This is a genomic window from Pseudomonas coleopterorum (genome assembly GCF_900105555.1).
GTDB lineage: Bacteria > Pseudomonadota > Gammaproteobacteria > Pseudomonadales > Pseudomonadaceae > Aquipseudomonas > Aquipseudomonas coleopterorum.
In genome coordinates, this window is sequence record NZ_FNTZ01000001.1 from 1,191,648 (window position 1) to 1,216,475 (window position 24,828).

Below are 24,828 nucleotides of genomic sequence, written 5' to 3' on the forward strand. Positions count from 1 at the left end.
GTGAGGTAAGGGGTGTGGCGCAGTCAGATCACTTTGAAGCCGTGGGTGCCGTCCTTGGCCAGTTGCTCGACCAGACCGAACTCCCAGTCCAGATAGCCTTGCATGGCCTCGCGGGGGTTGTCGGTGCCCTCGTAGGGGCGGCGATAGCGATCGCTGCGAGGCACCGCCAGATGGTGCTCGCCTTGCTCCACCGGCAGGCCTGCGGCCACCCAGGCGGCATTGCCGCCTCCGAGGAGGAAGACGGGCTTGCCGGTCAAGGCTTGCAGGTCGGCCACGGCGAAGCGCGCCAGCAGACCGCTGCCGCAGGTCACCACGTAGCGCTCGGCCACCGGCACGTTCTCCAGGGCCTGGGGCAGTTGCGCGCGCAGTGCCCAGTGGGCGCCGGCGATGTGGCGCTGCACATGGTTGGCGCTGGTGGTGAAGTCGAACACCTGAGTGTCGCCCTCGCTCTGCCACTGGGCGAGTGTGGTCGGGCTGACCGTCGGCGCCTCGGGCAGGGGCGGCAATGGTGCCTGCCAGGCGCCAGTGGCGGTGAAGTCGCTGGATTGCGCATCGTCCAGCACGGACACGTCCCAGCCCATCTGGGCCAGCCACGACGCACTCATGTTGGCGCGCACACCGTCGTCGTCGACCAGCACCAGGCGCGCGCCGCGCACGCTGGCGAAGTGATCGGTTTCCTGCACCAGCTGACCGCCGGGCGTGGAGCGAGCCGCAGGCAAATGCCCGGTCGCGTATTCTTCCGGGGTGCGCACGTCGAACACATAGGTGGTGCGCCCCTGTTCGGCCTGCCAGTTGCCCAGTGCCGCCAGCGTCGCCCGTTGCACGCCGGCCTTGTCTGCCACTGCGCGCGCCGACTGCGCCGCTGCGGCACGGGTGTGTTCGTCGACTTCACCGAAACGACGCTGCTGGCCGTGCTCCAGGGTCTGACCGGCCAGCGTCCAGCCGATGGTGCCGTTGCGCAGCGCCGCCACCGGGTTGGGAATCCCGGCGTTGACCAGTGACTGGGTGCCGATGATGCTGCGGGTGCGCCCGGCGCAGTTGACGATCACCTGGGTCTGCGGGTTCGGCGCCAGTTCGCGGATGCGCAGCACCAGTTCGGCGCCTGGCACGCTGATGCCGCCGGGGATGCTCATGGTCTGGTATTCATCGAAACGGCGCGCGTCGACCACCACCACGTCCGCCTGACGGTCAAGCAGCGCCTTGACCTCTTCGGCCGCCAGCGAAGGTGTGTGGCGACGGCTTTCCACCAGTTCACCGAACGCTTTGCTCGGCACGTTGACGTCGCGAAACAATTCCCCACCCGCTTCGCGCCAGCCAGCCAGACCGTTTTCCAGCAGCGCCACATCGGTATAGCCCAGCGCCTGCAAGCGTTGCGCCGCCAACTGGGCAAGCTCTTCGCCATCGTCGTAGACGGTGATCGCGGTATCTAGACGCGGCACGCGGGCATAGATGTCCAACTCCAGGCGCGACAGGGGAATGTTGGCGGCGAACAGCGGATGCGCCTCGGCGAAGGGCGCTTCCTCGCGCACATCGATCAGGGCCAGCTCCTGCTTGTCCAGTAATGCACGGCGAATGGCGGAGTAGGGGCGTACGGCAATCTTGGTCATGCGGGCGATCTCTCTTTGATCGAGCTTTCGGTGGACGCAGGCTCTTTGGACAGGTTCCAGAAATTGGGGATACCGGCATTGGAATAGCCGGAAATGAAGGGTTTCTCTTCGCCGCTCTCGCTGTACACGGCGCGCTGCACGGCGCCGATGTTGGCGCCGTAGACATGGATGCTGATGGAGACACGGTCGTCGAACGCATTGCTGACCTGGTGGATATCGCCGACGCTGGGCGAGACCGCCTCGACCTGCCCCGGACCCAGACGCACAGGCGCACCGTCGGGTGCCAGGCGGCCATCGGCCGTGCGGCTGAAGCCCTGAGAAAATTCAGCGCCGCGCAACATGCCGATCAGGCCCCAGACGCGATGGTCATGAATCGGTGTGCGTTGCCCAGGGCCCCAGATGAAGCTCACCACGGAAAATCGCTGGCGCGCATCGGCGTGCAGCAGGAATTGCTGGTAGCGTTGCGGATCCGGCTGCGCAGCGATTTCCGGCAGCCAGTCGTCATGGCTGACCAGCCGTTGCAGCAACACCGCGCCGTGCTCCAGCACCTCGGGCTCGCTGGAGGTGCGCTCGAGCAGCTCGGCCAGGTCGCCGACGAACTGGCGAAAACGGTCATAGCGCAGGGGATGAGTCATTTCAGTAGCCCTCGAACGGATTCGTTATTACCCTAGCAAAGGGGTTAAGCTTCCCGAAATTCAATTTGTTCATAAGCTAATATGCGAAAAGCGAATGAAGATAGATGACATCCAAGCGTTTCTGGCGGTCGTGCGATTGCAATCGTTGAGCGTCGCCGCCGAATCCCTGCAATTGACCCAGTCCGCCATCACCCGGCGTCTGCAGAGTCTCGAAGAGTCGTTGGGGGCGATCCTGCTCGATCGCCACACCAAGCCCATGAAACCCACGGCCATCGGCCTGCGTGTGTACGAACGCTGCCAGGGCGTGATGCGCGAGATCGATTCGCTGCATGAATTGGTGGCCGAAGATGCAGCGCCTTCCGGCACCCTGCGCCTTGGTGTGCCGCAGACCGTGGGCGACGCGGTGCTGCTCGATGCCCTGCAAGCCTTGAAGCAGCGCTTCGCGGATCTGCAGGTGCAGGTCGCACACGGTTGGGGTGGCCAGTTGGTCCAGCGCATTCAGCACCGGGAGTTGGACGCCGCTGCGGCGCTGTTCCCGGCCGGCAAGGTGTTTCCCGAGGGCGTGGTGGGTCACTCCCTGGCGCGCATGCCGCTGCTGGTGGTCGGCGCCAAGGGCCTGGACCTCGGCAAACGGTGCAAGCTCGCCGATTGCCAGAGTACCGGATGGGTTTTGAACCCCGACGGCTGCGGCTTCCGCGCTGGCCTTTCGCACGCCTTGGCCGAGCAGGGCCTGAGCCTGAAACTCAATCTGGAGATTTTCGGTACCGACCTGCAGTTGGGTCTGGCGGCCAGCGGCATGGGGCTGGGGCTGGTCCCGGCACCGCTGTTGCAGCACAGCCGACACCGCGATCAACTGCAGGTGCTGCAGATCTCGGATTTCAAACCCATGGTCGACCTGTGGCTGGTGCACGCCGTCTTCGTCGGCAATCTGCAGGGTGCGATTCGTGTGTTCGGGGAAACCGTGGCCCACGGCATGAACACGGACTGAGGGTGGTCATTGCTCGTTTTTCGCATATTAGGATATGACTAAATTGAATTTTACTCATGTCAAGACGGATGGTTAGATGGGCGCATATCAACGGCCTCGCTGCGGTCAGTCGCGAGGCCGCCGGCCTGCCGTTCTGCAACGGCGCGACAGAGTTTTCACATGACCCCACTCGACCCCATCGCCCTTGCCGCGCTGACTCAGCGAATGGCCCTGCACGCCGAGCGCTACGACCGCAGCGGCGAGTTTCCCCATGACAACATCGAGCACCTGCACAGCCTCGGCCTGCTGGCCCTGACCGTGCCCACGGCCTATGGCGGCGGCGGGGCCAACCTGGCCACGGCGCAGAAAGTGGTAGCGGCCGTCGCCAAGGGCGAGCCGGCCACGGCGTTGATTCTGGTCATGCAGTATCTTCAGCAGGCTCGTCTGCATCAAAGCGAGCGCTGGCCCAAGGCCTGGCAGCAGCGCCTGGCTCTGGAGGCCGTGGAAACCGGAGCATTGATCAATGCCCTGCGGGTCGAGCCCGAACTCGGCACCCCGGCGCGCGGCGGTGTGCCCAACACCGTGGCGCGACGGACCACCGAGGGCTGGCGACTCAGTGGGCGCAAGATCTACTCCACGGGCAGCCATGGCCTGACCTGGCTGCTGGTGTGGGCGCGCAGTGACGACGATGATCCGCTGGTCGGCTCATGGCTGGTGCGCAGGGACACGCCCGGCGTCAGCATCGAAGACACGTGGGACCACCTGGGCATGCGCGCCACCTGCAGCCACGACGTGGTCTTCGACGACGTGCTGGTGCCCCTCGACCAAGCGGTCAGCGTGAGCCCGGCCAGCGCGCCGCAGCCGGAGCTCGACGCCGAAGGCCTGCGCTGGATGGCGGTGCTGATGTCCAGCGTCTACGACGGCGTCGCCCAGGCCGCGCGGGACACGTTCATCGACTGGTTGCAGCATCGTGTGCCGGCCAACCTCGGCGCCGCCCTGGCGACGTTGCCGCGCTTTCAGGAGCGAGTCGGCGAGATCGACAGCCTGCTGCTGGCCAACCACGCCCTGCTGCAATCGTGCGCCGAAGGACGCCTGCCCGCCGAACGCTGGCCGGCCATCAAGTACCTGGTCTGCAACCAGGCCATCCGCGCCGTGACCCTGGCCATCGAGGCCGGCGGCAACCCCGCGCTGGACCGCCGCAACGCGCTTGAGCGGCACTACCGCAACGTGCTCTGCGCACGCATTCACACGCCTCAGGATGACAGTGCACTGGTTGCCATCGGGCGGCAGGCGCTGTTGCCCTGACACCCATGGTTGCGCTCACGAAATTTTCATGTGCGACTGCTTACAGTGGCGTCCCTTGTTGGGGAGTAGCCTGCTCTTGACCTCGGTCCAGAGCGTTCGTGTCAACATTCTCGGCCGTCTGCCGTGGCACGAACACCTTCGGGTTGGTGAGACCAACGATGCATCCATGCCTAAAGCCGGGCGTGTGGTTGCGTCGTTGACTCATAGCCCGGCTGGATGCTCGACCGTGAACCCCATTTCCATCATCTTCGTCGCCTTGGCCATGTCCACCGACGCCTTCGCAGCCGCCATCGGCAAAGGCGCCAGCCTGCACAAGCCGCGCCTGGCCGAGGCACTTCGCACCGGTATCATCTTCGGCGTGATCGAAACCATCACCCCATTGATAGGGTGGTTCATCGGTCAGGCGGCCACGTCGTATGTTCAGGACTTCGACCATTGGATTGCCTTCGTGCTGTTGGGGGCACTCGGGCTGCACATGATCTACAACGGCGTCAAAGATGAAGCCCCTGAAGAGGACAAGCCGCAACAGCATTCCTTTGCCATTCTGGCCGTCACCGCCTTCGCCACCAGCATCGATGCCCTGGCGGTCGGCGTGGGCCTGGCCTTCGTCAACGTGAATATCTGGATCGCAGCCGCCGCCATCGGCGTGGCGACCACCGTCATGGTCACGATCGGCGTGATGCTGGGTCGGGTGCTGGGCGTCGTCGTCGGCAAACGCGCGGAAATCATCGGTGGCATCGTGCTGATGCTGGTCGGCGCGGTCATCCTCTATGAACACTTGTCTGCGGCGTGATCCAGAGCAAGATCTCCGGGAGCCGCCCCGCGACGGCGCCAGACAAGGCGCCGCACAGCTGATGCCAAGCCCAAGCCGATAAACTACTGGCCCGGCGCCCATACCTCCACGTTCACCGCATCGATCCGCTTGGGAATCAGTTTCTCGTCGTGGAAGGCGTCGGCGATCTTCTGCTGCTCGGCCAGCCCTTCACGGGTGACCGGCTGCACGTCGTAGCTGCGGCGGGCGTTGGCTTGCTGCACCACGGCCGGATCAAGGTTGCCCCACAATGGACCCAGTATCGCGGCCGCCTCGGCAGGGTGCGACTTGACCCATTTGCCGGTTTCGGCCAGATCATCGAATACGGTTTTCAGAATGGCCGGGTTGGCCTGGGCGTAGGGTGTGCCGGCCAGATAATAGCGCTTGTACGCCGTCAGGCCTTCGCTGCCGGCCAGCACGCGCGTGGGTTGGTGCTGCTGCGCGGCGCTGAGGAAGGGTTCCCACGCCACCCAGGCATCCACTTTCTGGTTTTCGAAGGCCGCCCGGCCGTCGGCGATGGACAGGTAGGCGGGCTGGATATCGTTGAATTTCAGATCGGCTTTGCGCAAGGCGGCCAGCAGCAGGTAGTGGGCCCCAGCCGCCTTGGTGACCGCCACGGTATGGCCTTTGAGATCGGTCAGTGCCTTGAGTGGCGAGTCCTTTCGAACCAGGATCGCCTGGGCCTGCGGCGAGGCCGACTCGGATGCGTAATAAGTGAGCTTGCCCCCGGCGGCCTGAGCGAACACCGGCACCGTATCGGCGACGTCGGCGGACAGGTCGACGTTGCCAACGTTGAGCGCTTCGAGCAGCGGTTGGCCACTGGCGAATTCATGCCAACTGACGCGCACGCCTTGATCGGCCAGTTGTTTCTCCAACGTGCCTTGCTGCTTGAGCAGCACCATCAGGGTCGATGATTTCTGGTAGCCGATGCGCAGCTGCGTTTCGGCGCGGGCCGCGACGCTGAAGGACAAGCCGAGCGCAACGCCGAGGCTTGCGGCGAGCAGGTGTCGTGGGGTGAGGAGGGTGGACATGATGTGAGTCTCGTCTTCGACGCATCCGCTGGGCGCGGTCGGCTCGAAGAGAACAGGGAAGGGCATGCCCGGTAATCCGGTGAGGCGACTATAGAAGAACGACAAGGGGGAGGGTAATGGCGTTTGGTTATCAGCTTATGCAGCCTGATCGGAGACACTGATTCGCACTGCACTTCATCCGCCGGACTCTCATCGATGCGAAAGGCTCTCGGTCGAAGCGTGTCACCTACGGATGTACACATTTCTCCTTTCAAAACATGGATCTACCTATCACTTCTGTCAGGCGACGCCCATGGAAACATTACCTAGTGTGGCGGCTTTACTGCGCAGCCCGTTCGCGGGCCTGCGCCGAACAGCAAAGGTAGACAGCCATGAAAGATGAAACACCGGCGGAACACACACTGTCCGCACATATGAAGCATATCGCCGTCAATGCCGAACAGCTCGACATCCTGTCCAAGGTTCAAGACTGCACGGCAATGCAGATCGCTCAAGGCAGCGTCGAGGACCTGATCAAGCTCGGCAAGGGTTTTGACGTAGATCAAGCGCAGACCTTGCATCAACGCGCCAGCTCGGTGGCCGTGCTCGCAGCGCGACAGATGCGCGAACAACGCCTGAAGGCCAGCGAGCCGGCTTCGGCGGCCATGGCCCGCAGTGGCGTCCGTGCGCTGGTCGACGGCCCCAGCTTCGAAAGCCAATTCACCCCCAGTTGGTCGAGCAACTGCATGCCCGGCGCTATCGAGGCAACCACCTCGCCTGCGGCTTATTTGACCAGTCTGTACCGTTTGGCTACCCAGACCATCGAGCCTCTGGCCATCGAAGGCGAAGCCATCACGCTGGCCGAGCGTCGTCCCGATCTGGTTGACCTGACTTTGGATCCCGTGAGCCTGGAGCGCGTCGAGCCGACCGTAGTCGTGGTCAACGAGATTCTAGAGCGCGCCGCGCGCGAGTTTCTCGACAGCCGTAACCGCAGCGATGAGGCGGTAGACGACGTACTGCTGACCACTCGTTATCCGTTCCAGTTGCCGTATGAGCGGTATCAGGCGCAGATCAACCATGTACTGCAGCGCAAGCGCTACCAGTTGGGCGATGCGGTTCGACAACTCGATCCCAAGTTTCCCTATTTCAAAGAGCAAGGCCTGCATTCGGCGGCCTCCGACGATGCCCTGCAACTGGACACCGCATTTGGCCCCGAGCAGCGCGCACTGCTGCTGGAGGCGCCTTATTTTCCGCTGACCAACCTGGCCCGCAAGGCTCCAGGCCTCCAGCGCCAGGCAGCCATGGCCATGGCTCAGACCGGCTTCTACAACCGTCACTACGGTGTTGCCGATGCTGAGCCGCTGGTGGATATTGCTACCTTCTGCAAGCGCACAGGTATCAACCAGACGCAACTGGAAGACCTGCTGTCCATCGAAACGCGTGCACCAGTAGCCTCACCCAATGTGGCCGGCTTGGCGCCGGCATCGCCTGCGGTGTTCGGTTCCAGCTATGTCAACGCGGGCATCGCGCCGATCTTGGGCGTGGCCAGTGAAGGTGGGTCGATGCACCGTTTCACCGGCCACACCGACGGTCATTTCGACCGCCTGCAACGCATCATCCGCCTGTCGCGGTGGATGGAGCTGAGCTTTGCCGACACCGACCTGCTGTTGGCGGCGGCCTTCAAGAGCGAGTGCGGGGAGAACCCGCATGGTTTTCAAATCACTGAAAACACCCTGCGCATGCTGGGGCTGTTTCGCCAACTGCAACGCGATTTCAAGGTGACCGCAGAAGACTTCGCGGCGCTGGTTCATGGCGTAGGCCTGTATGCATGCGGCAGCGATATTCCGCAGTTCGACCGCATTTTCAACGCCAGCGGTCTGTTTGAAACGCCGCTGTGTCTGGACGACAGCGTATTTCCAATCGTCCCGGCGACGGACAATCAGTACCGCAAGGTCGATCATCTCTGCAGCGCGCTGGGCATCAGTTTCGAAACCTACGTTTACGTTGCTCGCTACATCGCCCAAGGGCTTCACCGCCAAAACAGCGAAAGCCAGGCCGACGCTGACGTCAACAGCTTGCGCTGGTCCCATGCTGTGGTTTCGGCGTTCTACCGTTTGGTGAAGCTGCCACGCTACCTGGGCATTTCCAGTATCGAGGCGATTGCCTTGCTGCAATTGATCAACCAGAGCGCCAACCAGTACGTGAGCCGATTGGCGCAGCCTCGACTCGCCGTGTACCAGCACTCGGAAATGACTGACACCTTGAGCGTGATTCAGTCGTTGGCCGATGTGATCAAGTGGTGCAACACGCATCAGTTGTCTGTCAATTGGTTGTATCAGCAAGTCATGCCGCTGACTCCCGTTGCGGCAGCGACCGAGCACGAGATCGATCAGCTCAAGCAGATTCAATCGCGTATGGGAGCGGTACTGGTCAGCCAGGCGACCTTCGTCGAAGCAGGTGCACCGCAGTATTCAGCGGGTGATGCGCCAACTGCGATCGACTGGCTGGCTGAATTCGAAGCGTTCGTTTCCGGTGACGGCCTGATCATTGATCGCAGCATCATGGCCCCTGAGTACGAGGACGAAGCCTACTATACCGAGCGGCTGCTGGAGCTGATCGATCGAGTGATGAGCCGCCATGGCGTCACAGCGATCTCCGACCTGCGCATCAAACTGTTCAGTGTGGTGATGGACGCCCGTGCCGCTCAGCAGAGCCTGGTTTGGGAATGCCTGGCCAGCACCTTGAAGGTGACTGCCGAGCAGTGCCGCGAGCTGCTGCTGTGGGCGCGTGGCACGACCTATCAGTTGCTTGCAGAAGTACTGCGGGTGTTCGCCATCGAGGGGGGCGCCGGTGTCGCGGTGCCCGTGGGCGATGAAGTGCTGACCATCCTGGCACGTCTGGCCCGCCGGGCAGCGATCGCGCAACAGCTGAACGTCAGTGCCATGGCTTTGCGCAGTTTTGTGCGTAACCCTGAGTGGTTTGGCCGCCCGGCGCAAGTTCGCCGAACAAGATCGGCCACCTGGTTGATCGACGACATCGGCTTTGCAGACCTCTACAGCCTGGTGCAGTACCAGCGAGTGGTGAAATTCAGCCGTCGCGGTGAGCAGGAGTTGCTCGACTACCTACAGTTGGTAAACAGCCTGCCCAACGAGCTCAGCGATGCCGATGCCGAACTTGTACGAGAAGATGCTGCGGGCAAGATCGCCGGATTTATCGGCTTCGGCACTCGCGACATTCTGCAAACAGCCGCGCTGTTGACTGACAATGGGATTCTGCTGACGGTGCTGGAACTGGATCACCTGATTCGTATTCGCGAGTTCTGTAACGCGCTGCAATTGGGCACCACGGCAGTGGTCGATTTGAGTCGGCTGCGCAGCGACAGTTCGCGCAACGACTACCGGGCCGCTGGCGAAGGTGCCTTGGCCAGCTTGACCGCCAGCCTGTCAGGTGAAGGCAAACAAGTGGAAGGTGAACTGGGGCAAAGCGAGTCTTCATGGATCATTGTCGACCGTGAGCTGTTGGTGGCCAGGACCGATGAGGTCGCACGCTTCACCATTACCGTCAGAAACTTCCTGGGCCAGCCGATGGGTGGTATTCGAGTCGTCTGGCGTACCAGCCTGGGCGAACTGCAGTTGCCCGCGATGACGGAAACCGACGCCAATGGCGAAATGACCGTGACCCTGATGGCCGGCGATGAGATGGGCACCGCTCAGGTCACCGCCACCTACGGTCTGGACCGGCAGATCCAGGCGCCGCTGGTGCGGATCGATTGTGATGAAAGCACCCTGGACTTCATCGAGGTGCCCCATTACCCGAATCCTGCCGAGGCGCTGGCGGGTGACCGTGAAGAAATCGAGTTTGCGGTGGAACTCGTGGATATGCATGGCAACGTGGGTCGCGATCGTGTGGTGCAGTGGGAGACCGACCTGGGTCAATTCCTGCGTCCGCAGACGCGCACCGATAGCGAAGGCCTGGCGTATGCGACGTTGCACAGCCAGCCGTCGGGCGCAGCAACGGTGGTGGCCTCTTTTGAAGTCAACGGCAACGAGCATGAGTTTCAGCCCGTTAGCTTCCTGGAGCAGCCTTACTTCCAGTATGTAAAGTTCAGCTCAAGCATCGCAAGCACCCTGCCCTCAGAGGCAATCTGTCGGATCGTGAACCTGGATGGATCTCCGGTGGTTGGTGCCACAGTGAACTGGACGGCAACCGTCGGTGGGTTCGACGGGGGTAACAGCAGCTTAACCGACGTTGAAGGCATTGCCAGGATTCTGTATCTGAGCAATGTGCCGGGCACGGTCACGGTCGGCGTTGCCGCAACGGTTGCAGGTGTGCCATTGCGCGCTATGTACTCCGCTCCGACGGTTGTTCATGAGTTGCCCCAAATTAGCGATTTCGCACCCGCACATCAGTACTTCAGGGTGACACAGTCTGCGATGGCTTCGTTTAGCGTTTCGCTTGAACCTGCCATGGCACGCTATCCGGTCACTTGGCTGGTCGATGGGGCGGTTCATTCAACCACCTATACGAATACAGACGGCAAAGCTAAATTCGCCAAGCGCTTTACAGGCTCGGAATTGGGCACACACACGGTGGTCGCACAGGCAGTCGGCGAGGGGAACGAAGCCATATTCGATGTCTCGGTAGTCGCTGCTCATGACACGTTGGTGTTTGACCGTACGCTGTCAAGCCAGGCGATCTTGAATCATCCGACGGTGGAGACATTCACGCTATCGAAAGGGCATGCGGGTGATCTGCAGGTGACTGCAACGGGTCCAGCAGGACCGGATGACGGCGCTTGGGTAATCTTGAGTGCGGACAACGCTGAGGATCTAGAACGGATGGGTGTCGTCTTTACACCCTTACTGGGCGAAAAGCTTTACACAGATGAGCAGGGGGTCGCATCCGTACACATTGATGCACGCAGTGCAGCATTTCTTCCCAATGACTTGAACGATAACACGGTCAGATTGACTGCTCGTTCTAACCTGTCCGTTACGCAGACCGTTGAGCTGCGCCTAAGAGAAGTTGTGGAGGTCAGTGATATCGACATGGGTAGTGCCTATGTCAGTGCTAACCCTCGGATTTGTTACATGTATGGGCATATTCATAATGCTTTCGACGCTGCGCTGGCTGACGGTCTGCCTGATATGAAAATATTCTTGAGTTATGGTCCTAAGTCGATAGATGCGGTGCTCAAGCCCGACGCTTATGGGGCCACGTTCGTGGCCACTTATCAGTCGAATGATAATTTCAATAGAGGTCGGATAGTGGTGGCGGATAACCCCAGGATAATATTCGCTTCTGGAACAGATACCGTTTTCAGTGTGGATAGGCCGATAACGCTTCGAGGTGGCATAGACAGTAGCGGCATCGCCGTACAAGCACTGACGCCCAATGTCCGTATGGGTGATGATCAAAAGTTATACATTCCAAGGGGAGAGCGCGGTCGAATCAAAGTGCGGGCGGTGCTGGGCACCACTCCGCTGATGAGTATGGACTGCAGTTGCGTATGGCAAAGCCCATGGCCCCTGGGCGTCAACGCGATCACCAGTGCTACTGACCGCTATGGCTATCAGGAGATTGAGCTCGATGCCACGAACGTTAGTATCGAGGATGAACGTTCCATTTATTTTGGATTCACTCAGGTAGGCGACGTCAGACGTCTATGCGGTTATGTGCGTCAGGAAATTGAATGAGCGCTATTACCCAACCCCTTACGTTTGCCTCCGCCTTCTTTGAACTCATCTGGATCTAAAACTATGCTGTCTCTGAATCACGGCCGTCGCGACGCCCTTGTCGCCTACTACCTCGGGCAAATAGTCCCGGAACACCCTGTGCCCGGCGCACGTCGCCTGGAGACGCCCGAAGACCTCTATGAATACCTGCTCATCGACAATCAGGTTAATGCCCCTGTCGATACCAGTCGTATCGCCATGGGCATGGCCAGTCTTCAACAATATATTCACGCTGTCTACAACGGCATGGAACCTGGCTATCAAGGAATCTTCGACAAGCAGGCGCAACAACGCTGGCGCGAGAGTAAAAGCGAATACGCTATCTGGGCGGGTAATCAGATGTTGCAGGACTACCCCGAGAACTACATCGAACCCACGCTGCGTCTCAACCAGACGCAAGCCTTCACGGAGTTTACCAACGACATCAACCAAAGTCGTGTATCAAAAGATTCCGTGCAGAATGCCTTGCAACACTATTTGAACAAATTCGAACACCTGAGCAATCTGAACGTGGTGTCCGGCTATATTGATGGGGTGGACTTTCGTAATGCCGATTACTACTTTCTGGGGCGGCAGAACGTCGAGCCCTATCAGTATTTCTGGCGCAAGGCACAGGTACGTTTTGGCGAGGCCACCGGCCAGGCCGAAGGTGACGATTACCTGAGTCCCACTGCCTGGAGCGAGTGGTTGCCGGTGAACATCCCCTCGGGCAGCGAAATCCTGCACATCAGGCCGCTACTGCTGGACGGTCGTTTGTATGTCGCGTGGATCAGTCAGCAGGAAAAGATGCGCGAACGCCCCGACGGCGACGACGTGGTAGGTACCCACGAGTCCGTGCCGAGTTACAGCCTGAACATTGCCTACCGAATGATCGATGGCAGTTGGTCGCCGGCCATGGTCACGGTGCTCAAGGATAAGCGTAAATACAATCCAAACGCCGACTATTTCGTGGCCTTCGTCAGCGAAGCCGATCCGGACGACAAGAAGATTGTCATTGCCTATGGCGTGACCAATGCAGACAAGCCGGATTATGAAGGGTTGATATTCGATGCCCGGTTCAATGTGCTGTTTCACGATGTCGTGGATCATACGGGCGTCAGCGGTTATCTGGGAAAAATGCTCAATGCCTTGCAGCATTTCTCCAACGCAGACAATTCATTGCAACATCCGCTGGCCAGCGACCGCTGGACCCACCCTGCTGTGACCCAAGGCTATGAAGAGGCTTATCACAGCGTTGGTGCACTGAGTGGATGGATGCGGTTGGTGGTGTGGTTCTGCATCGACAATCAAGGGCGCTACTGCCTGCGGGTTCGTGGTCAGGTTACCAAGACCGTTATCAACTCCACGACAGGACGCCCGCACAAAGGCCATTTGACTTTAAACTGTTATGTCAACGGGGTACGAAAGGCAGGGGCAGACTTCAGCAACATCACTCTGAACGGTAATGCCTGGACGCCGGATGTCATGTGTGTGTTTGGCGCACAACCCGGGGACATTCCGTCCACCATCGACATCAGCTTTGGCGACATAGCGACCACGCCTTCGCGGGACCATTATGTGGTCACGCTCGATGCCTTGCCCGAGGCTCGTCCCAAACTGCGTCACGAGGCCACGGGAGGGCAGTTTCTCGACTTGACCGCGCTGCGGCTGACTGGACTGCAATACGTCCGCCTCAATACGCTGTTTGCCAGAGACCTGGTGGCCAAGGCAAGCGTGTCGGTAGATGCCGTACTCAACTGGTCTACCCAGCATATGCAGGAACCGCCGCTTCCTGGCAGCACTGAGGTGCGCTACATGGACTTCCATGGCGCCAACGGGCGATATTTCTGGGAGCTGTTTTTCCATGTGCCCCATGCGGTCGCCCAGCGTTTGCACAACGAGTTCGATTTCTTCGGTGCCGAAGAGTGGCTCCACTACATTTTCAACCCGCAAGCCAAGATCAAGCCCACCCAGCCGCCTAGCCCCTTGTACTGGTCGGTACGCCCGCTAGAGGAGGTCAGCAGTGGTGACTATGAAGTGGTCGGTATCACCGATCCCGACGCGATCTGCTATTCGCATCCAGAGCACTACCGCAAGGCGATCTTTACCTTGTATGTGCGCAACCTCATGGCCTATGGCGATTCCCTGTACCGTCGCTTGACCCGCGACAGTTTGAACGAGGCGAAGCTGATGTACGTGCGCGCGCTGTCGTTGATGGGTAACAAACCGGACAACCGCATGGTCGGTCGCTGGGAGCCTGTCAGCCTGGGCGTGGCTGCTGAAATGAACGGGCAAACATTCGCACGCTACGAACGTGCACTGAGCGCACGCTCGCTACCCGCCATACAGGGCGAGGATCGGCCATGGCTCGAACTGCTCGACTCCGAACGTTTCCGCCTGCCGGTCAACACCCAACTGATGGATATCTGGGACGACATTGCGCGGCGACTCGAGAACCTGCGCAACAATCTGACCATCGACGGCAAGCCGCTGCTGTTGCCGCTCTATGCGCCGCCGGTGGACCCGACAATGCTGCTGAGCGCGCAAAATAGCGCCAGTGGGCTGGTCCAGCGCAGTGTCGGTGGCATGGCGCCGATTCCGCCGTATCGCTTCCGCGCGCTGCTGCCGCGGGTGCAGAATGCGGTGGAGACCCTGATTCGTTTCGGCGAGCAGGTACGCACTTACCGTGAGCTCAAGGATCGTGCCGAGCAGGAAGAACTGCAACAGTCCCACGTCCTGGAGCTGTCGCAGTTCGGGATCAAGCTGCAGGAGTTGGCGATCGACCAAGCTGACGCAGGTCTGGTGGCATTGACCAGCAGTCGCCAGGTCATCAAGCAGCGCTTCGACTACTACTCAAAGCTGGCCGAAGAGAACGTTTCGTCGGCAGAGGAGCGGGCCAAGGACCTGCACTTGAAGTCCGCCATCGCCAGCGCAGGTACTCAGGCCTTGGAACGTGTCGCCGGCGCGGTGAATATGGGCTCGGTGATCGTCACGGCTGTGGGCGGTGGACACACCCGCGCAGGCTCCGCCGTTCAGGCGGTGGCCGTGATCGCCGGAATTGCGGCCGATTCCATGCGTATCGATGGCGAGATGCTTACCATCAACGAGCAATACCGGCGCCGCCTGGTCGAGTGGGAGTTTCAGCGCGACCAGGCGTCGGCTGAGCTGTCGGCGGTGGACAAGCAGATCAATGCCCAGAAGCTGCAGATAAAATCCGCTCGTGAGCAACTGGCCCATGCCGTACGCAGCGAACAGCAGTCGCAGGACTACTATGCATTCCTGAAAACCCGCAGCACCAATGCCGGCCTGTACCAATGGCTGCTCAGTCAGCTGTCGACCTTTTACTTCCAGGCCTACGATGCGGTTGTCGCGCTGAGCCTGAATCTGGAAGCCTGCTGGCAGTATGAACTGGGTGATTTCCAGACTCGATTCATCCAGCCCAACGTGTGGTTCGAAAACTACTTCGGCCTCACCGCCGGCGACGCGCTGAAGCTGCAACTGCTGCGCATGGAGGCGGCCTACCTGAAGCGCAATGAACGGCGTCTGGAGCTGACCAAGACCGTTTCCCTCAAGTCTCTGTTCGAGAAGACAGGCAGCGAAGAGCGCTGGGAGATGGCACTGACCCAGCTCAAGGAGCGCGGGGAACTGACGTTCGACCTTCACTGCTCGTTGTTCGACGGCGATTACCCGGGGCATTACCTGCGGCAGTTGGTCAGCGTCTCGGTATCGCTGCCGGTTGTGGTCGGGCCCTATCAGCAGATCCATGGTGTGTTGACCCAAGTGTCCAGCAAGACCGTGACCAAGGCCGACCTGCGGGCGATGAATTCGCTGTACGGCCTGCCGGATGGGAACACCCAGCATATCCTGTTCAACCCCCGTGCCAGCCAAAGCATCGCGCTGTCCAGTGGCATGGACGATAATGGCCTGTTCATGCTCGACTTCAATGACGAGCGCTACCTGCCGTTCGAGGGGACGGGTGCGGTTTCCAGCTGGCAGCTGAAATTTCCACGCCATGATCGTTCGCCGCAGAAGGACATGCTCGAAACCTTGGTCGATGTCATCGTCACCCTGCGTTACACCGCAGTGGATGGCGGGCCAGGTTTTGCCAGCCAAGTGGAGGGCCTGCTGGATCAGATCTGATTCGAAATAGCAGAAATCAGCAGAAACGACAAAGGGGTCGCTCGATGAGCGACCCCTTTGTCGTTATACCTGCGGCGTCCTGTCAGTGGCGAGCTTGCTGCTCCGGCATCGCCATCAACTGCTTCTCCTGATTCCAATCGAACGGCTCGTCGTTCTCCTCGGCCTCGAAGCGGCGTTCTTCCAGTGCTTGATACAGCTCGATCTCTTCGTCGGGCATGTAGTGCAGGCAGTCACCGGCGAAGAACCACAGCAGGTCGCGTGGCACCAGATGGGCGATCTGCGGGTAGCGGGTGATCACCTGACACAGGATGTCCTGGCCCAGGTACTGGCTTTCCACGGGGTCGACCGGCAGCTGCGCGCGCAGTTCATCGAAGCGTTCGAGGAACAACGCGTGGCTTTCCTCGGGTACCTGCTCTGCCTCGCCCAGCGCCACGAGGATGCCGCGCAAGTGGTCCAGCAGGACGAGGTGGTGTTCGAGATGGGCAGTGGCCATGGTGGGGTCCTCTAGAGCGAAACGGGCGCGGGAGTATAAAGCTCCACGCGCCCGCTGTCTTATTGCAGATCCTCAGCGGACCTTGCCGGCGGTGGGCAGCAGTTCATCCTTGCTGAAGTCGTCGACGTCGATCACTTTGCGTCGCGCCGCTTCGGCCTCGTGCAGTGTCTGCGCCTCGGTCGGTTGCAGGACGCCCGCTTCGAGCGCCGCATCGATCAGCGATTGCCCGGGCGTGGCGCTGAACTGGCGTGCCTTGTAGGCCTGTTGCAGCTTCTTGTGCAACGGTTGGCTGTCACGCAGCAGGTCGAAGGCGACCTGCAGGGCGCCGACCGGATCGTCCGCGCCTTGTGGGCGGTAACAGCCGGCCAGCAACTCTTCCAGTGCCGGGTCGCCCTTGTGGCGACCGGTGATCGCGGCCACTTCGGCTTCCAGCTTGTCGGACGGACCAGTGTGACGGCGACCGAAGGGGAACACCACGCCGCGCAACAGGCAACCGATTAGCTTGCTGGGGAAGTTCTTCAGAATGGCGTCCAGTGCGTGTTCGGCCTTGCCCAGGCTTTCTTCCATGGCCCAGCGCAGCAGTGGCTCCAGGTATTCGGGCGAGTTCTGGTCATGGTAACGCTTGAGCGCCGCCGAACTCAGGTACAGGTAGCTGAGCACATCGCCCAGCCGCGCCGAGAGGCGTTCGCGACGTTTTAATTCGCCACCGAGTAGCATCATGCTCAAGTCCGCCAGCAGAGCGAAGGCGGCAGCCTGCCGGTTCAGGGCCCGGAAATACCCCTGGGCCAAACGGTCGCCCGGTGCCTGCTCGAAATGCCCGAATCCCAGGTTGAGAATGAAGGTGCTGGCCGCGTTGCCCACCGCAAACCCGATGTGCTTGAGCAACAGGGCATCGAATTCCAGCAGCGCTTGGCTCTGGTCTTCGCGTGCGGCCAGGGCCATTTCCTTGAGCACGAACGGATGGCAGCGGATGGCGCCCTGACCGAAGATCATCAGGTTGCGCGAGAGTATGTTTGCGCCTTCCACAGTGATGAAGATCGGTGCGCCTTGCCAGTTGCGACCCAGGTAGTTGTTGGGCCCCATGATGATGCCCTTGCCGCCGTGGACGTCCATGGCATGGGTGATGCAATCGCGTCCGCGCTCGGTCAGGTGGTACTTGAGAATGGCCGACAGCACCGAGGGCTTTTCTCCCAGGTCCACGGCGTTGGCCGTCAACATGCGCGCGCTGTCCATCAGCCAGGCGTTGCCACCGATGCGCGCCAGGGATTCCTGAATGCCTTCGAACGCCGCCAGCGGTACGTTGAACTGCTCGCGTACCTGGGCGTACTGACCGGTCACCAGGCTGGTGTACTTGGCCGCCCCGGTACCGACCGCTGGCAACGAGATCGAACGGCCTACCGACAGGCAGTTCATCAGCATCATCCAGCCTTTGCCCAGCATGGGCTGACCGCCAATCAGGTAGTCGAGGGGGATGAACACGTCCTTGCCCGAGTTCGGCCCGTTCATGAACGCGGCGCCCAGCGGCAGATGGCGACGACCGATCTCGACGCCGGGCGTGTCGGTCGGAATCAGCGCGAGGCTGATGCCCAGGTTTTCCTTGTCGCCCAGCAGGTGCTCAGGATCGTGCGCCTTGAAGGCCAAGCCGAGCAATGTGGCGACGGGGCCGAGTGTGATGTAGCGCTTTTCCCAGGTCAGGCGGATACCGATGACTTCTTCGCCTTGCCACTGGCCTTTGCAGATGACGCCGACGTCGGGCATCGCCCCTGCATCCGAACCCGCCTGGGGCCCGGTCAGGGCGAAGCAAGGAATGTCGTCGCCACGTGCCAGGCGTGGCAAGTAGTGGTTGCGTTGCTCGTCGGTGCCGTAGTGCAGCAGCAGTTCGGCAGGGCCCAGGGAATTCGGCACCATGACCGTGGAGGCCAGGTCGCCGCTGCGGGTGGCCAGTTTCATCGCTACCTGGGAGTGGGCATAGGCGGAAAAGCCTTTACCGCCATATTCCTTGGGAATGATCAGGGCGAAGAAGCCGTGTTCTTTGATATGCGTCCAGGCCGCTGGCGGAAGGTCCATGTCCTGGCCGATCTGCCAGTCGCTGACCATGGCGCAGAGCTGCTCGGTCGGGCCGTCGATGAACGCTTGTTCTTCTGCGCTCAGTTGCACCTTGGGGTAGGCCAGCAACGTGTTCCAGTCAGGCCGGCCGCTGAACAATTCGCCGTCCCACCAGACCGTGCCGGCGTCGATGGCATCGCGCTCGGTGTCGGACATCGGCGGCAGGGTCTTTTTGAACCAGCGGAACAACGGCGCGGTGAACCACTTGCGGCGCGCCTCTGGTAGCAGCAGGGGCAGAGCGCTGGCGATCAGCAGCAGCCAGAACACCGCCAGCAACCAGCCGGGCGCGCGACTGGCCGCGCCCATGACCAGCAGGAAGACGGCGACGATGCCCATGGCGGGCAACGCGGGAATGCGGCGGTGAGCCAGCCAGGCGATGCCGACCACAAGGGCGACGATCCACAACAACAGCATAGTGTTTTCTCCGTGAAAGCCAGGTGGGGCGAACCACCTGCGGACGCCGTCGAGAGAACGACGGCACACGGAAATAACGGTGGCCAGGCACGTAGCTTCGGTGTGACAGATCCAGGTCTTGCCTGGATAGTGACCGTTGCGGGGTAGGGGAGTTCGCACGGCGCACGGCGGTGGGCAGTTGCCCGGAACGTTCGCCAGCGGTTGTGGCCCTACTTCAATGGGCAGATGCGACACGCGTGAGACTGATGTCCACTATCGACAACGGTCACTTTACGACAGTGGAGACGGCGCCCATCATGGCGTCCGTTCGCACACATCTGGTTGCAAATCATCGCAGTCGCCCTCACTTCATTACCATTCTCAACACGGCGTATAGACCCCTTATGAGTTCTGCTCTGTCCATTCGACAGTTGACCAAAACCTACGGCAACGGGTTTCAGGCCCTCAGTGGCATCGATCTCGACGTAGCGGAAGGCGACTTCTTCGCACTGCTGGGCCCCAACGGCGCCGGTAAATCGACCACCATCGGCATCCTTTCCACCCTGGTCAACAAGACCAGCGGTACGGTCAACATCTTCGGTAACGACCTGGACCGCCAGCCGGCCGCGCTCAAGCGCAGCATCGGCGTGGTGCCCCAGGAGTTCAACTTCAACCAGTTCGAGAAGACCTTCGACATCGTCGTGACCCAGGCGGGCTACTACGGCATTCCGGCGAAGGTCGCCAAGGAGCGCGCCGAGCAATACCTGACCCAACTGGGGCTGTGGGACAAGCGCGATACGCCGTCGCGATCGTTGTCCGGTGGCATGAAGCGGCGCTTGATGATCGCGCGGGCGCTGATCCACGAGCCGCGCCTGCTGATTCTCGACGAGCCTACCGCAGGCGTCGACATCGAACTGCGCCGCTCGATGTGGAGCTTTCTCACCGAGCTCAACGAGAAAGGCATCACCATCATCCTCACCACTCATTACCTGGAAGAAGCCGAACAGCTGTGCCGCAACATCGGCATCATCGACCACGGCACCATCGTCCAGAACACCAGCATGCGCGATCTGCTTGGCACTCTGCACGTAGAGACCTTCCTGCTCGATCTGGGGCAGCCGCTCAAGGCCGCACCGCAGTTGCAGGGCTATCCCTGCACGCTGGTCAATCCGCAGACCCTGGAAGTGCAGGTCGACAAGGAGATTGGCATCACCTCGCTGTTCGGCCAGTTGGCATTGCTGAACATTCCGGTGCTGAGCCTGCGCAACAAGACCAATCGCCTGGAGGAGCTGTTCGTGTCCCTGGTGGAGAAAAATCTGAGGAAGGTTGCGGTATGAGTTCCGAATTTCAGGCCAACATGGTCGCCCTGCAGACCATCATCTACCGCGAAGTGCGCCGCTTCACGCGGATCTGGCCGCAGACGCTGCTGCCCCCGGCCATCACGATGGTGCTGTACTTCGTCATCTTCGGCAATTTGATCGGCAAGCAGATCGGCGGCATGGGTGGCTTCAGCTACATGGAGTACATCGTGCCGGGGCTGATCATGATGTCGGTGATCACCAACTCCTATGGCAACGTGGTTTCGAGTTTCTTCGGCGCCAAGTTCCAGCGCTCCATCGAGGAGCTGATGGTGTCACCGCTGTCGCCGCACACCATTCTGGTGGGCTATGTGGCGGGTGGTGTGCTGCGCGGACTGATGGTGGGGATCATCGTCACCGTCCTCTCGCTGTTCTTCACCGATCTGCAGGTGCATCACTTGGGTATCACCGTGCTGGTGGTGCTGCTGACGGCCACGATCTTCTCGATGCTCGGCTTCATCAACGCGGTGTTCGCGCGCAACTTCGATGACATCTCCATCGTGCCGACCTTCGTGCTCACGCCGTTGACCTACCTGGGCGGGGTGTTCTATTCCATCAGCCTGCTGCCGCCGTTCTGGCAGACGGTGTCGCTGGCCAACCCAGTGCTGCACATGGTCAACGCTTTCCGTTACGGCATCCTCGGCGTTTCGGATATCAGCATCGGCGTGGCGGTGGCGTTCATGCTGGTGGCCACGGTGGGGCTGTACTTCGCCTGCGTGAAGCTGCTGGTCAGCGGCCGTGGCATGCGCAGCTGAGTTCCCCCGGCCGGACCGCAAGGCCCGGCCATGTCGTTTCTCGACGGTTCAAGGTCGTAGGTGGAGCATGATCATCGGCGCGTGAAGTCGATGATCAGTACGCCAACATTTGCCGTGCGGCATTCGTCGCGCGCAGCCTTATCGGGGAAGCAGAATGAGCATGAAGAAAGTTCTCGGAGCCGGTGCTGCTCTGGTTCTGGCCATGGGCTGCAGCTGGGCCAGTGCTGCCGCCAAGGAAGTCACCATCGGCTACGTCGATGGTTGGTCGGACAGCGTCGCCACCACCCATGTCGCCGCCGAAGTCATCAAGCAGAAGCTGGGTTACGACGTGAAGCTGCAGGCGGTTGCCACCGGCATCATGTGGCAGGGCGTGGCCACCGGCAAACTCGATGCGATGCTGTCGGCCTGGCTACCGGTAACCCACGGCGAATACTGGAGCAAGAACCAGGACAAGGTGGTCGACTACGGCCCCAACTTCAAGGATGCCAAGATCGGCCTGATCGTGCCCGAATACGTCAAGGCCAAGAGCATCGAAGACCTCAAGACCGACGACACCTTCAAGAACCGCATCGTCGGTATCGATGCCGGCGCCGGCGTGATGCTCAAGACCGAACAGGCGATCAAGGATTACGGTCTATCGGGCTACAAGCTGCAGGCCAGCTCGGGTGCAGGCATGATTGCGGAACTGACGCGCGCTGAAAACGCCCAGCAGTCCATTGCCGTGACCGGCTGGGTTCCCCACTGGATGTTCGCCAAGTGGAAACTGCGCTTCCTGGAAGATCCGAAGGGCGTTTACGGTGCGGCGGAAACCGTCAACAGCATCGGCAGCAAGGGTCTGGACAAGAAGGCGCCTGAGGTCGCCGCCTTCCTGAAGAAATTCCAGTGGTCGTCCAAGGACGAGATCGGCGAAGTGATGCTGGCCATCCAGGACGGCGCCAAGCCTGACGCCGCCGCCAAGGACTGGGTCGCCAAGCACCCGGACCGTGTGGCCGAGTGGACCGCCAAGTAACACGTTCATCCAACTGAATGACAGAGAACCGAAAAGGTCGCCGATTGGCGACCTTTTCACGTTTATGCCCCCGATCTACTACTAAGGTCGTCTGGAGTGCGCCCCAGAGCAGCCTAAAGTGGAATACGTTCTATCCATCTATGCTGCGAGGACAAAAACAATGAACGACAGCATTTACCTCTCGATTCAAAACAGCCCGCGTTTCAAGGAGCTGGTGAGAAAGAGGGAGAAGTTTGCCTGGATACTTTCGGCGATCATGCTCGGACTGTATTCGGCCTTCATCCTGTTGATCGCCTATGGCCCCCACATTCTGGGCGCCAAGCTCAGTCCGGGATCGTCGATCACCTGGGGCATCCCCATCGGTGTCGGTCTCATCCTTTCCGCCTTCGTGTTGACCGCCATCTACGTCAAGCGCGCCAACGGCGAGTTCGACGACCTCAATCGTCTGATCCTGCAGGAGGCCAAGCAATGATGCGGCGTCTATTGGCAACAATGGGCGCACTCGCCCTGGCCCCAAGCGTGATGGCTGCCGAGGCGCTGACCGGCGCGGTGCAGAAGCAGCCCCTCAACGTCTCGGCGATCGTCATGTTCGTGCTGTTCGTGGGTGCCACGCTGTGCATCACCTACTGGGCGTCCAAGCGCAACAAGTCGGCGGCGGACTACTACGCGGCAGGCGGCAAGATCACCGGTTTTCAGAACGGCCTGGCGATCGCTGGCGACTACATGTCGGCGGCGTCCTTCCTGGGCATTTCCGCGCTGGTGTTCACCTCCGGCTACGATGGCCTGATCTATTCCATCGGCTTCCTGGTGGGCTGGCCGATCATCCTGTTCCTGATCGCCGAGCGCTTGCGCAACCTGGGCAAGTACACCTTTGCCGACGTCGCGTCCTATCGTTTGAAGCAGAAGGAAATCCGCACCCTGTCGGCCTGTGGTTCGCTGGTGGTGGTGGCGTTCTACCTGATCGCGCAAATGGTTGGTGCCGGCAAGCTGATCCAGCTGCTGTTCGGCCTCGACTATGCCGTGGCGGTGGTTCTGGTGGGCATCCTGATGTGCCTGTATGTACTGTTCGGCGGCATGCTGGCGACCACCTGGGTGCAGATCATCAAGGCGGTACTGCTGTTGTCCGGTGCGTCCTTCATGGCCCTGATGGTGATGAAGCACGTCAACTTCGACTTCAACATGCTGTTCTCCGAAGCGGTCAGGGTGCACGCCAAGGGTGAGGCCATCATGAGCCCGGGCGGGCTGGTTAAGGATCCGATCTCGGCGTTCTCGCTGGGGCTGGCGTTGATGTTCGGTACTGCCGGCCTGCCGCACATCCTCATGCGCTTCTTCACCGTGTCCGATGCCAAGGAAGCCCGCAAGTCGGTGCTCTACGCGACTGGTTTCATCGGCTACTTCTACATCCTCACCTTCATCATCGGTTTCGGCGCGATCCTGCTGGTCAGCACCAATCCGGCGTTCAAGGATGCCGCTGGCGCCTTGCTCGGCGGTAACAACATGGCCGCGGTGCACCTGGCCGATGCCGTGGGTGGCAGCATCTTCCTGGGCTTCATCTCGGCTGTAGCGTTCGCCACCATTCTGGCGGTCGTTGCCGGCCTGACCCTGGCCGGTGCTTCGGCGGTGTCCCACGACCTGTATGCCAGCGTCATCAAGAAGGGCAAGACCAACGACAAGGACGAGATCCGCGTTTCCAAGATCACCACCGTCTGCCTCGGTGTCCTGGCGATCGGCCTGGGTATCGCGTTCGAAAGCCAGAACATCGCCTTCATGGTGGGCCTGGCGTTCTCGATCGCGGCCAGCTGCAACTTCCCGGTGCTGCTGCTCTCCATGTACTGGAAGAAGCTGACCACCCGTGGCGCCATGATCGGTGGTTGGATGGGCCTGATCAGCGCGGTGACGCTGATGATCCTCGGTCCGACCATCTGGGTGCAGATCCTGCACCACGACAAGCCGATCTACCCCTACGAGTACCCAGCGTTGTTCTCGATGGCGATCGCTTTCGTCGGTATCTGGTTCTTCTCGATCACCGACAAGTCGGCAGCCGCCGACGAAGAGCGCGCATTGTTCTACCCGCAGTTCGTACGCTCGCAGACCGGTTTGGGTTCCAGCGGCGCAGTCTCGCACTGATACCCGCACCCATTGCCACGCAAAAAAAATCCGATGCCCGCAAGGGCATCGGATTTTTCATTTCTGGCGCGCTGCCCCTGAAGGCCCGCGCACCGACAACGCTATATCTTGCCGAGCAATACCAGAATCAGCAGGATGATCAGTACGGTACCGATGATACCCGACGGACCGTAGCCCCAACTTCTGGAGTGTGGGAATACTGGCAATCCGCCAATCAACAACAGAATCAGAACGATGATCAGTATGGTGCCCATGGCGATTTCCTTATGTGGACAATGAGATGATTCGTCAGTAAAGCCAGGCAGCGCTCGACTGCTTAATAGGTCGGACTGTGGCGCGCCATAAAAAGTCCCAAAGATTAAAAAATGTTTCTGCGATGAATGACCGCTGTCGTATGC

General features: G+C 60.7%; 16 protein-coding genes. 10 read left to right on the plus strand and 6 right to left on the minus strand.

Annotated elements, in window-relative coordinates; genetic code table 11:
* Nucleotides 1–23: 23 nt before the first annotated feature.
* Both BLV18_RS05305 and BLV18_RS05310 read right to left on the minus strand, forming a co-directional pair.
* A complete protein-coding gene (locus BLV18_RS05305; protein ID WP_090356803.1) occupies nucleotides 24–1,607 on the minus strand; it encodes a rhodanese-related sulfurtransferase in 1,584 nt (527 codons plus the stop codon).
* Nucleotides 1,604–2,242, minus strand: coding sequence for a cysteine dioxygenase family protein (locus tag BLV18_RS05310; protein ID WP_090356805.1), 639 nt, complete (start codon nucleotides 2,240–2,242; stop codon nucleotides 1,604–1,606). The genes BLV18_RS05305 and BLV18_RS05310 overlap by 4 nt, the downstream gene beginning before the upstream one ends.
* A gap of 94 nt (nucleotides 2,243–2,336) precedes the next feature.
* Here BLV18_RS05310 and BLV18_RS05315 point away from each other — a divergent pair, with 94 nt between their 5' ends.
* The 3 genes from BLV18_RS05315 to mntP all read left to right on the plus strand — a co-directional run bounded on the left by BLV18_RS05315 (nucleotide 2,337) and on the right by mntP (nucleotide 5,307).
* Nucleotides 2,337–3,230, plus strand: coding sequence for a LysR family transcriptional regulator (locus BLV18_RS05315; RefSeq protein ID WP_090356807.1), 894 nt, complete (start codon nucleotides 2,337–2,339; stop codon nucleotides 3,228–3,230).
* Nucleotides 3,231–3,389: 159 nt separating this feature from the next.
* A complete protein-coding gene (locus BLV18_RS05320; protein WP_090356809.1) occupies nucleotides 3,390–4,514 on the plus strand; it encodes an acyl-CoA dehydrogenase family protein in 1,125 nt (374 codons plus the stop codon).
* A 226-nt stretch (nucleotides 4,515–4,740) separates the two neighbouring features.
* Entirely contained in the window at nucleotides 4,741–5,307 is a 567-nt protein-coding gene (gene mntP / locus BLV18_RS05325) for a manganese efflux pump MntP (RefSeq protein WP_090356812.1), read from the plus strand.
* A gap of 83 nt (nucleotides 5,308–5,390) precedes the next feature.
* On the opposite strand, the gene BLV18_RS05330 is transcribed toward mntP, so the two are convergent.
* Nucleotides 5,391–6,356 (minus strand): aliphatic sulfonate ABC transporter substrate-binding protein, encoded by a 966-nt coding sequence (locus tag BLV18_RS05330; protein WP_090362022.1) that lies wholly within the window; start codon nucleotides 6,354–6,356, stop codon nucleotides 5,391–5,393.
* A 371-nt stretch (nucleotides 6,357–6,727) separates the two neighbouring features.
* Here BLV18_RS05330 and BLV18_RS05335 point away from each other — a divergent pair, with 371 nt between their 5' ends.
* On the plus strand, nucleotides 6,728–12,031 hold the full coding sequence (locus tag BLV18_RS05335) for a Tc toxin subunit A (RefSeq protein WP_090356814.1): 5,304 nt from the start codon (nucleotides 6,728–6,730) through the stop codon (nucleotides 12,029–12,031).
* A gap of 63 nt (nucleotides 12,032–12,094) precedes the next feature.
* Nucleotides 12,095–16,189: a Tc toxin subunit A-related protein gene (locus BLV18_RS05340; RefSeq protein WP_090356816.1), complete on the plus strand. Its 4,095-nt coding sequence runs from the start codon at nucleotides 12,095–12,097 to the stop codon at nucleotides 16,187–16,189.
* Nucleotides 16,190–16,271: 82 nt separating this feature from the next.
* Here BLV18_RS05340 and BLV18_RS05345 read toward each other — a convergent pair whose 3' ends face one another.
* Both BLV18_RS05345 and BLV18_RS05350 read right to left on the minus strand, forming a co-directional pair.
* On the minus strand, nucleotides 16,272–16,682 hold the full coding sequence (locus BLV18_RS05345; RefSeq protein ID WP_090356818.1) for a PA2817 family protein: 411 nt from the start codon (nucleotides 16,680–16,682) through the stop codon (nucleotides 16,272–16,274).
* 72 nt (nucleotides 16,683–16,754) lie between these two features.
* Nucleotides 16,755–19,202, minus strand: a complete 2,448-nt coding sequence (locus BLV18_RS05350) for an acyl-CoA dehydrogenase (RefSeq protein WP_090356820.1) — start codon at nucleotides 19,200–19,202, stop codon at nucleotides 16,755–16,757.
* A 383-nt stretch (nucleotides 19,203–19,585) separates the two neighbouring features.
* Here BLV18_RS05350 and BLV18_RS05355 point away from each other — a divergent pair, with 383 nt between their 5' ends.
* From BLV18_RS05355 to BLV18_RS05375, 5 genes are all read left to right on the plus strand, one after another.
* Nucleotides 19,586–20,518, plus strand: coding sequence for an ABC transporter ATP-binding protein (locus BLV18_RS05355; protein ID WP_049861483.1), 933 nt, complete (start codon nucleotides 19,586–19,588; stop codon nucleotides 20,516–20,518).
* On the plus strand, nucleotides 20,515–21,294 hold the full coding sequence (locus BLV18_RS05360) for an ABC transporter permease (RefSeq protein ID WP_090356823.1): 780 nt from the start codon (nucleotides 20,515–20,517) through the stop codon (nucleotides 21,292–21,294). Before BLV18_RS05355 ends, BLV18_RS05360 begins: the two co-directional genes overlap by 4 nt.
* A 154-nt stretch (nucleotides 21,295–21,448) precedes the next feature.
* A complete protein-coding gene (locus BLV18_RS05365; RefSeq protein ID WP_090356825.1) occupies nucleotides 21,449–22,303 on the plus strand; it encodes a glycine betaine ABC transporter substrate-binding protein in 855 nt (284 codons plus the stop codon).
* Between the two features lie 160 nt (nucleotides 22,304–22,463).
* Nucleotides 22,464–22,775 (plus strand): DUF485 domain-containing protein, encoded by a 312-nt coding sequence (locus BLV18_RS05370; protein WP_049861480.1) that lies wholly within the window; start codon nucleotides 22,464–22,466, stop codon nucleotides 22,773–22,775.
* Complete coding sequence (locus BLV18_RS05375) at nucleotides 22,772–24,430, plus strand: cation acetate symporter (RefSeq protein WP_056843331.1); 1,659 nt, start codon at nucleotides 22,772–22,774, stop codon at nucleotides 24,428–24,430. The genes BLV18_RS05370 and BLV18_RS05375 overlap by 4 nt, the downstream gene beginning before the upstream one ends.
* 101 nt (nucleotides 24,431–24,531) lie before the next feature.
* Here the strand turns inward: BLV18_RS05375 and BLV18_RS05380 are convergent, their stop codons facing one another.
* The gene (locus BLV18_RS05380; RefSeq protein ID WP_090356827.1) at nucleotides 24,532–24,690 is read right to left on the minus strand and encodes a DUF3309 family protein; all 159 of its coding nucleotides are present in this window, start codon (nucleotides 24,688–24,690) and stop codon (nucleotides 24,532–24,534) included.
* Nucleotides 24,691–24,828: the final 138 nt, after the last annotated feature.

Bases quoted from the DNA above. Each gene is read 5' to 3' on its own strand.
- BLV18_RS05315 (WP_090356807.1), top strand. From the start codon at position 2,337: ATGAAGATAGATGACATCCAAGCGTTTCTGGCGGTCGTGCGATTGCAA.
- BLV18_RS05355 (WP_049861483.1), top strand. From the start codon at position 19,586: ATGAGTTCTGCTCTGTCCATTCGACAGTTGACCAAAACCTACGGCAAC.
- BLV18_RS05370 (WP_049861480.1), top strand. From the start codon at position 22,464: ATGAACGACAGCATTTACCTCTCGATTCAAAACAGCCCGCGTTTCAAG.
- BLV18_RS05310 (WP_090356805.1), bottom strand. From the start codon at position 2,242: ATGACTCATCCCCTGCGCTATGACCGTTTTCGCCAGTTCGTCGGCGAC.
- BLV18_RS05305 (WP_090356803.1), bottom strand. From the start codon at position 1,607: ATGACCAAGATTGCCGTACGCCCCTACTCCGCCATTCGCCGTGCATTA.
- BLV18_RS05365 (WP_090356825.1), top strand. From the start codon at position 21,449: ATGAGCATGAAGAAAGTTCTCGGAGCCGGTGCTGCTCTGGTTCTGGCC.
- BLV18_RS05330 (WP_090362022.1), bottom strand. From the start codon at position 6,356: ATGTCCACCCTCCTCACCCCACGACACCTGCTCGCCGCAAGCCTCGGC.
- BLV18_RS05320 (WP_090356809.1), top strand. From the start codon at position 3,390: ATGACCCCACTCGACCCCATCGCCCTTGCCGCGCTGACTCAGCGAATG.
- BLV18_RS05360 (WP_090356823.1), top strand. From the start codon at position 20,515: ATGAGTTCCGAATTTCAGGCCAACATGGTCGCCCTGCAGACCATCATC.
- BLV18_RS05340 (WP_090356816.1), top strand. From the start codon at position 12,095: ATGCTGTCTCTGAATCACGGCCGTCGCGACGCCCTTGTCGCCTACTAC.
- BLV18_RS05335 (WP_090356814.1), top strand. From the start codon at position 6,728: ATGAAAGATGAAACACCGGCGGAACACACACTGTCCGCACATATGAAG.
- BLV18_RS05375 (WP_056843331.1), top strand. From the start codon at position 22,772: ATGATGCGGCGTCTATTGGCAACAATGGGCGCACTCGCCCTGGCCCCA.
- BLV18_RS05350 (WP_090356820.1), bottom strand. From the start codon at position 19,202: ATGCTGTTGTTGTGGATCGTCGCCCTTGTGGTCGGCATCGCCTGGCTG.
- BLV18_RS05345 (WP_090356818.1), bottom strand. From the start codon at position 16,682: ATGGCCACTGCCCATCTCGAACACCACCTCGTCCTGCTGGACCACTTG.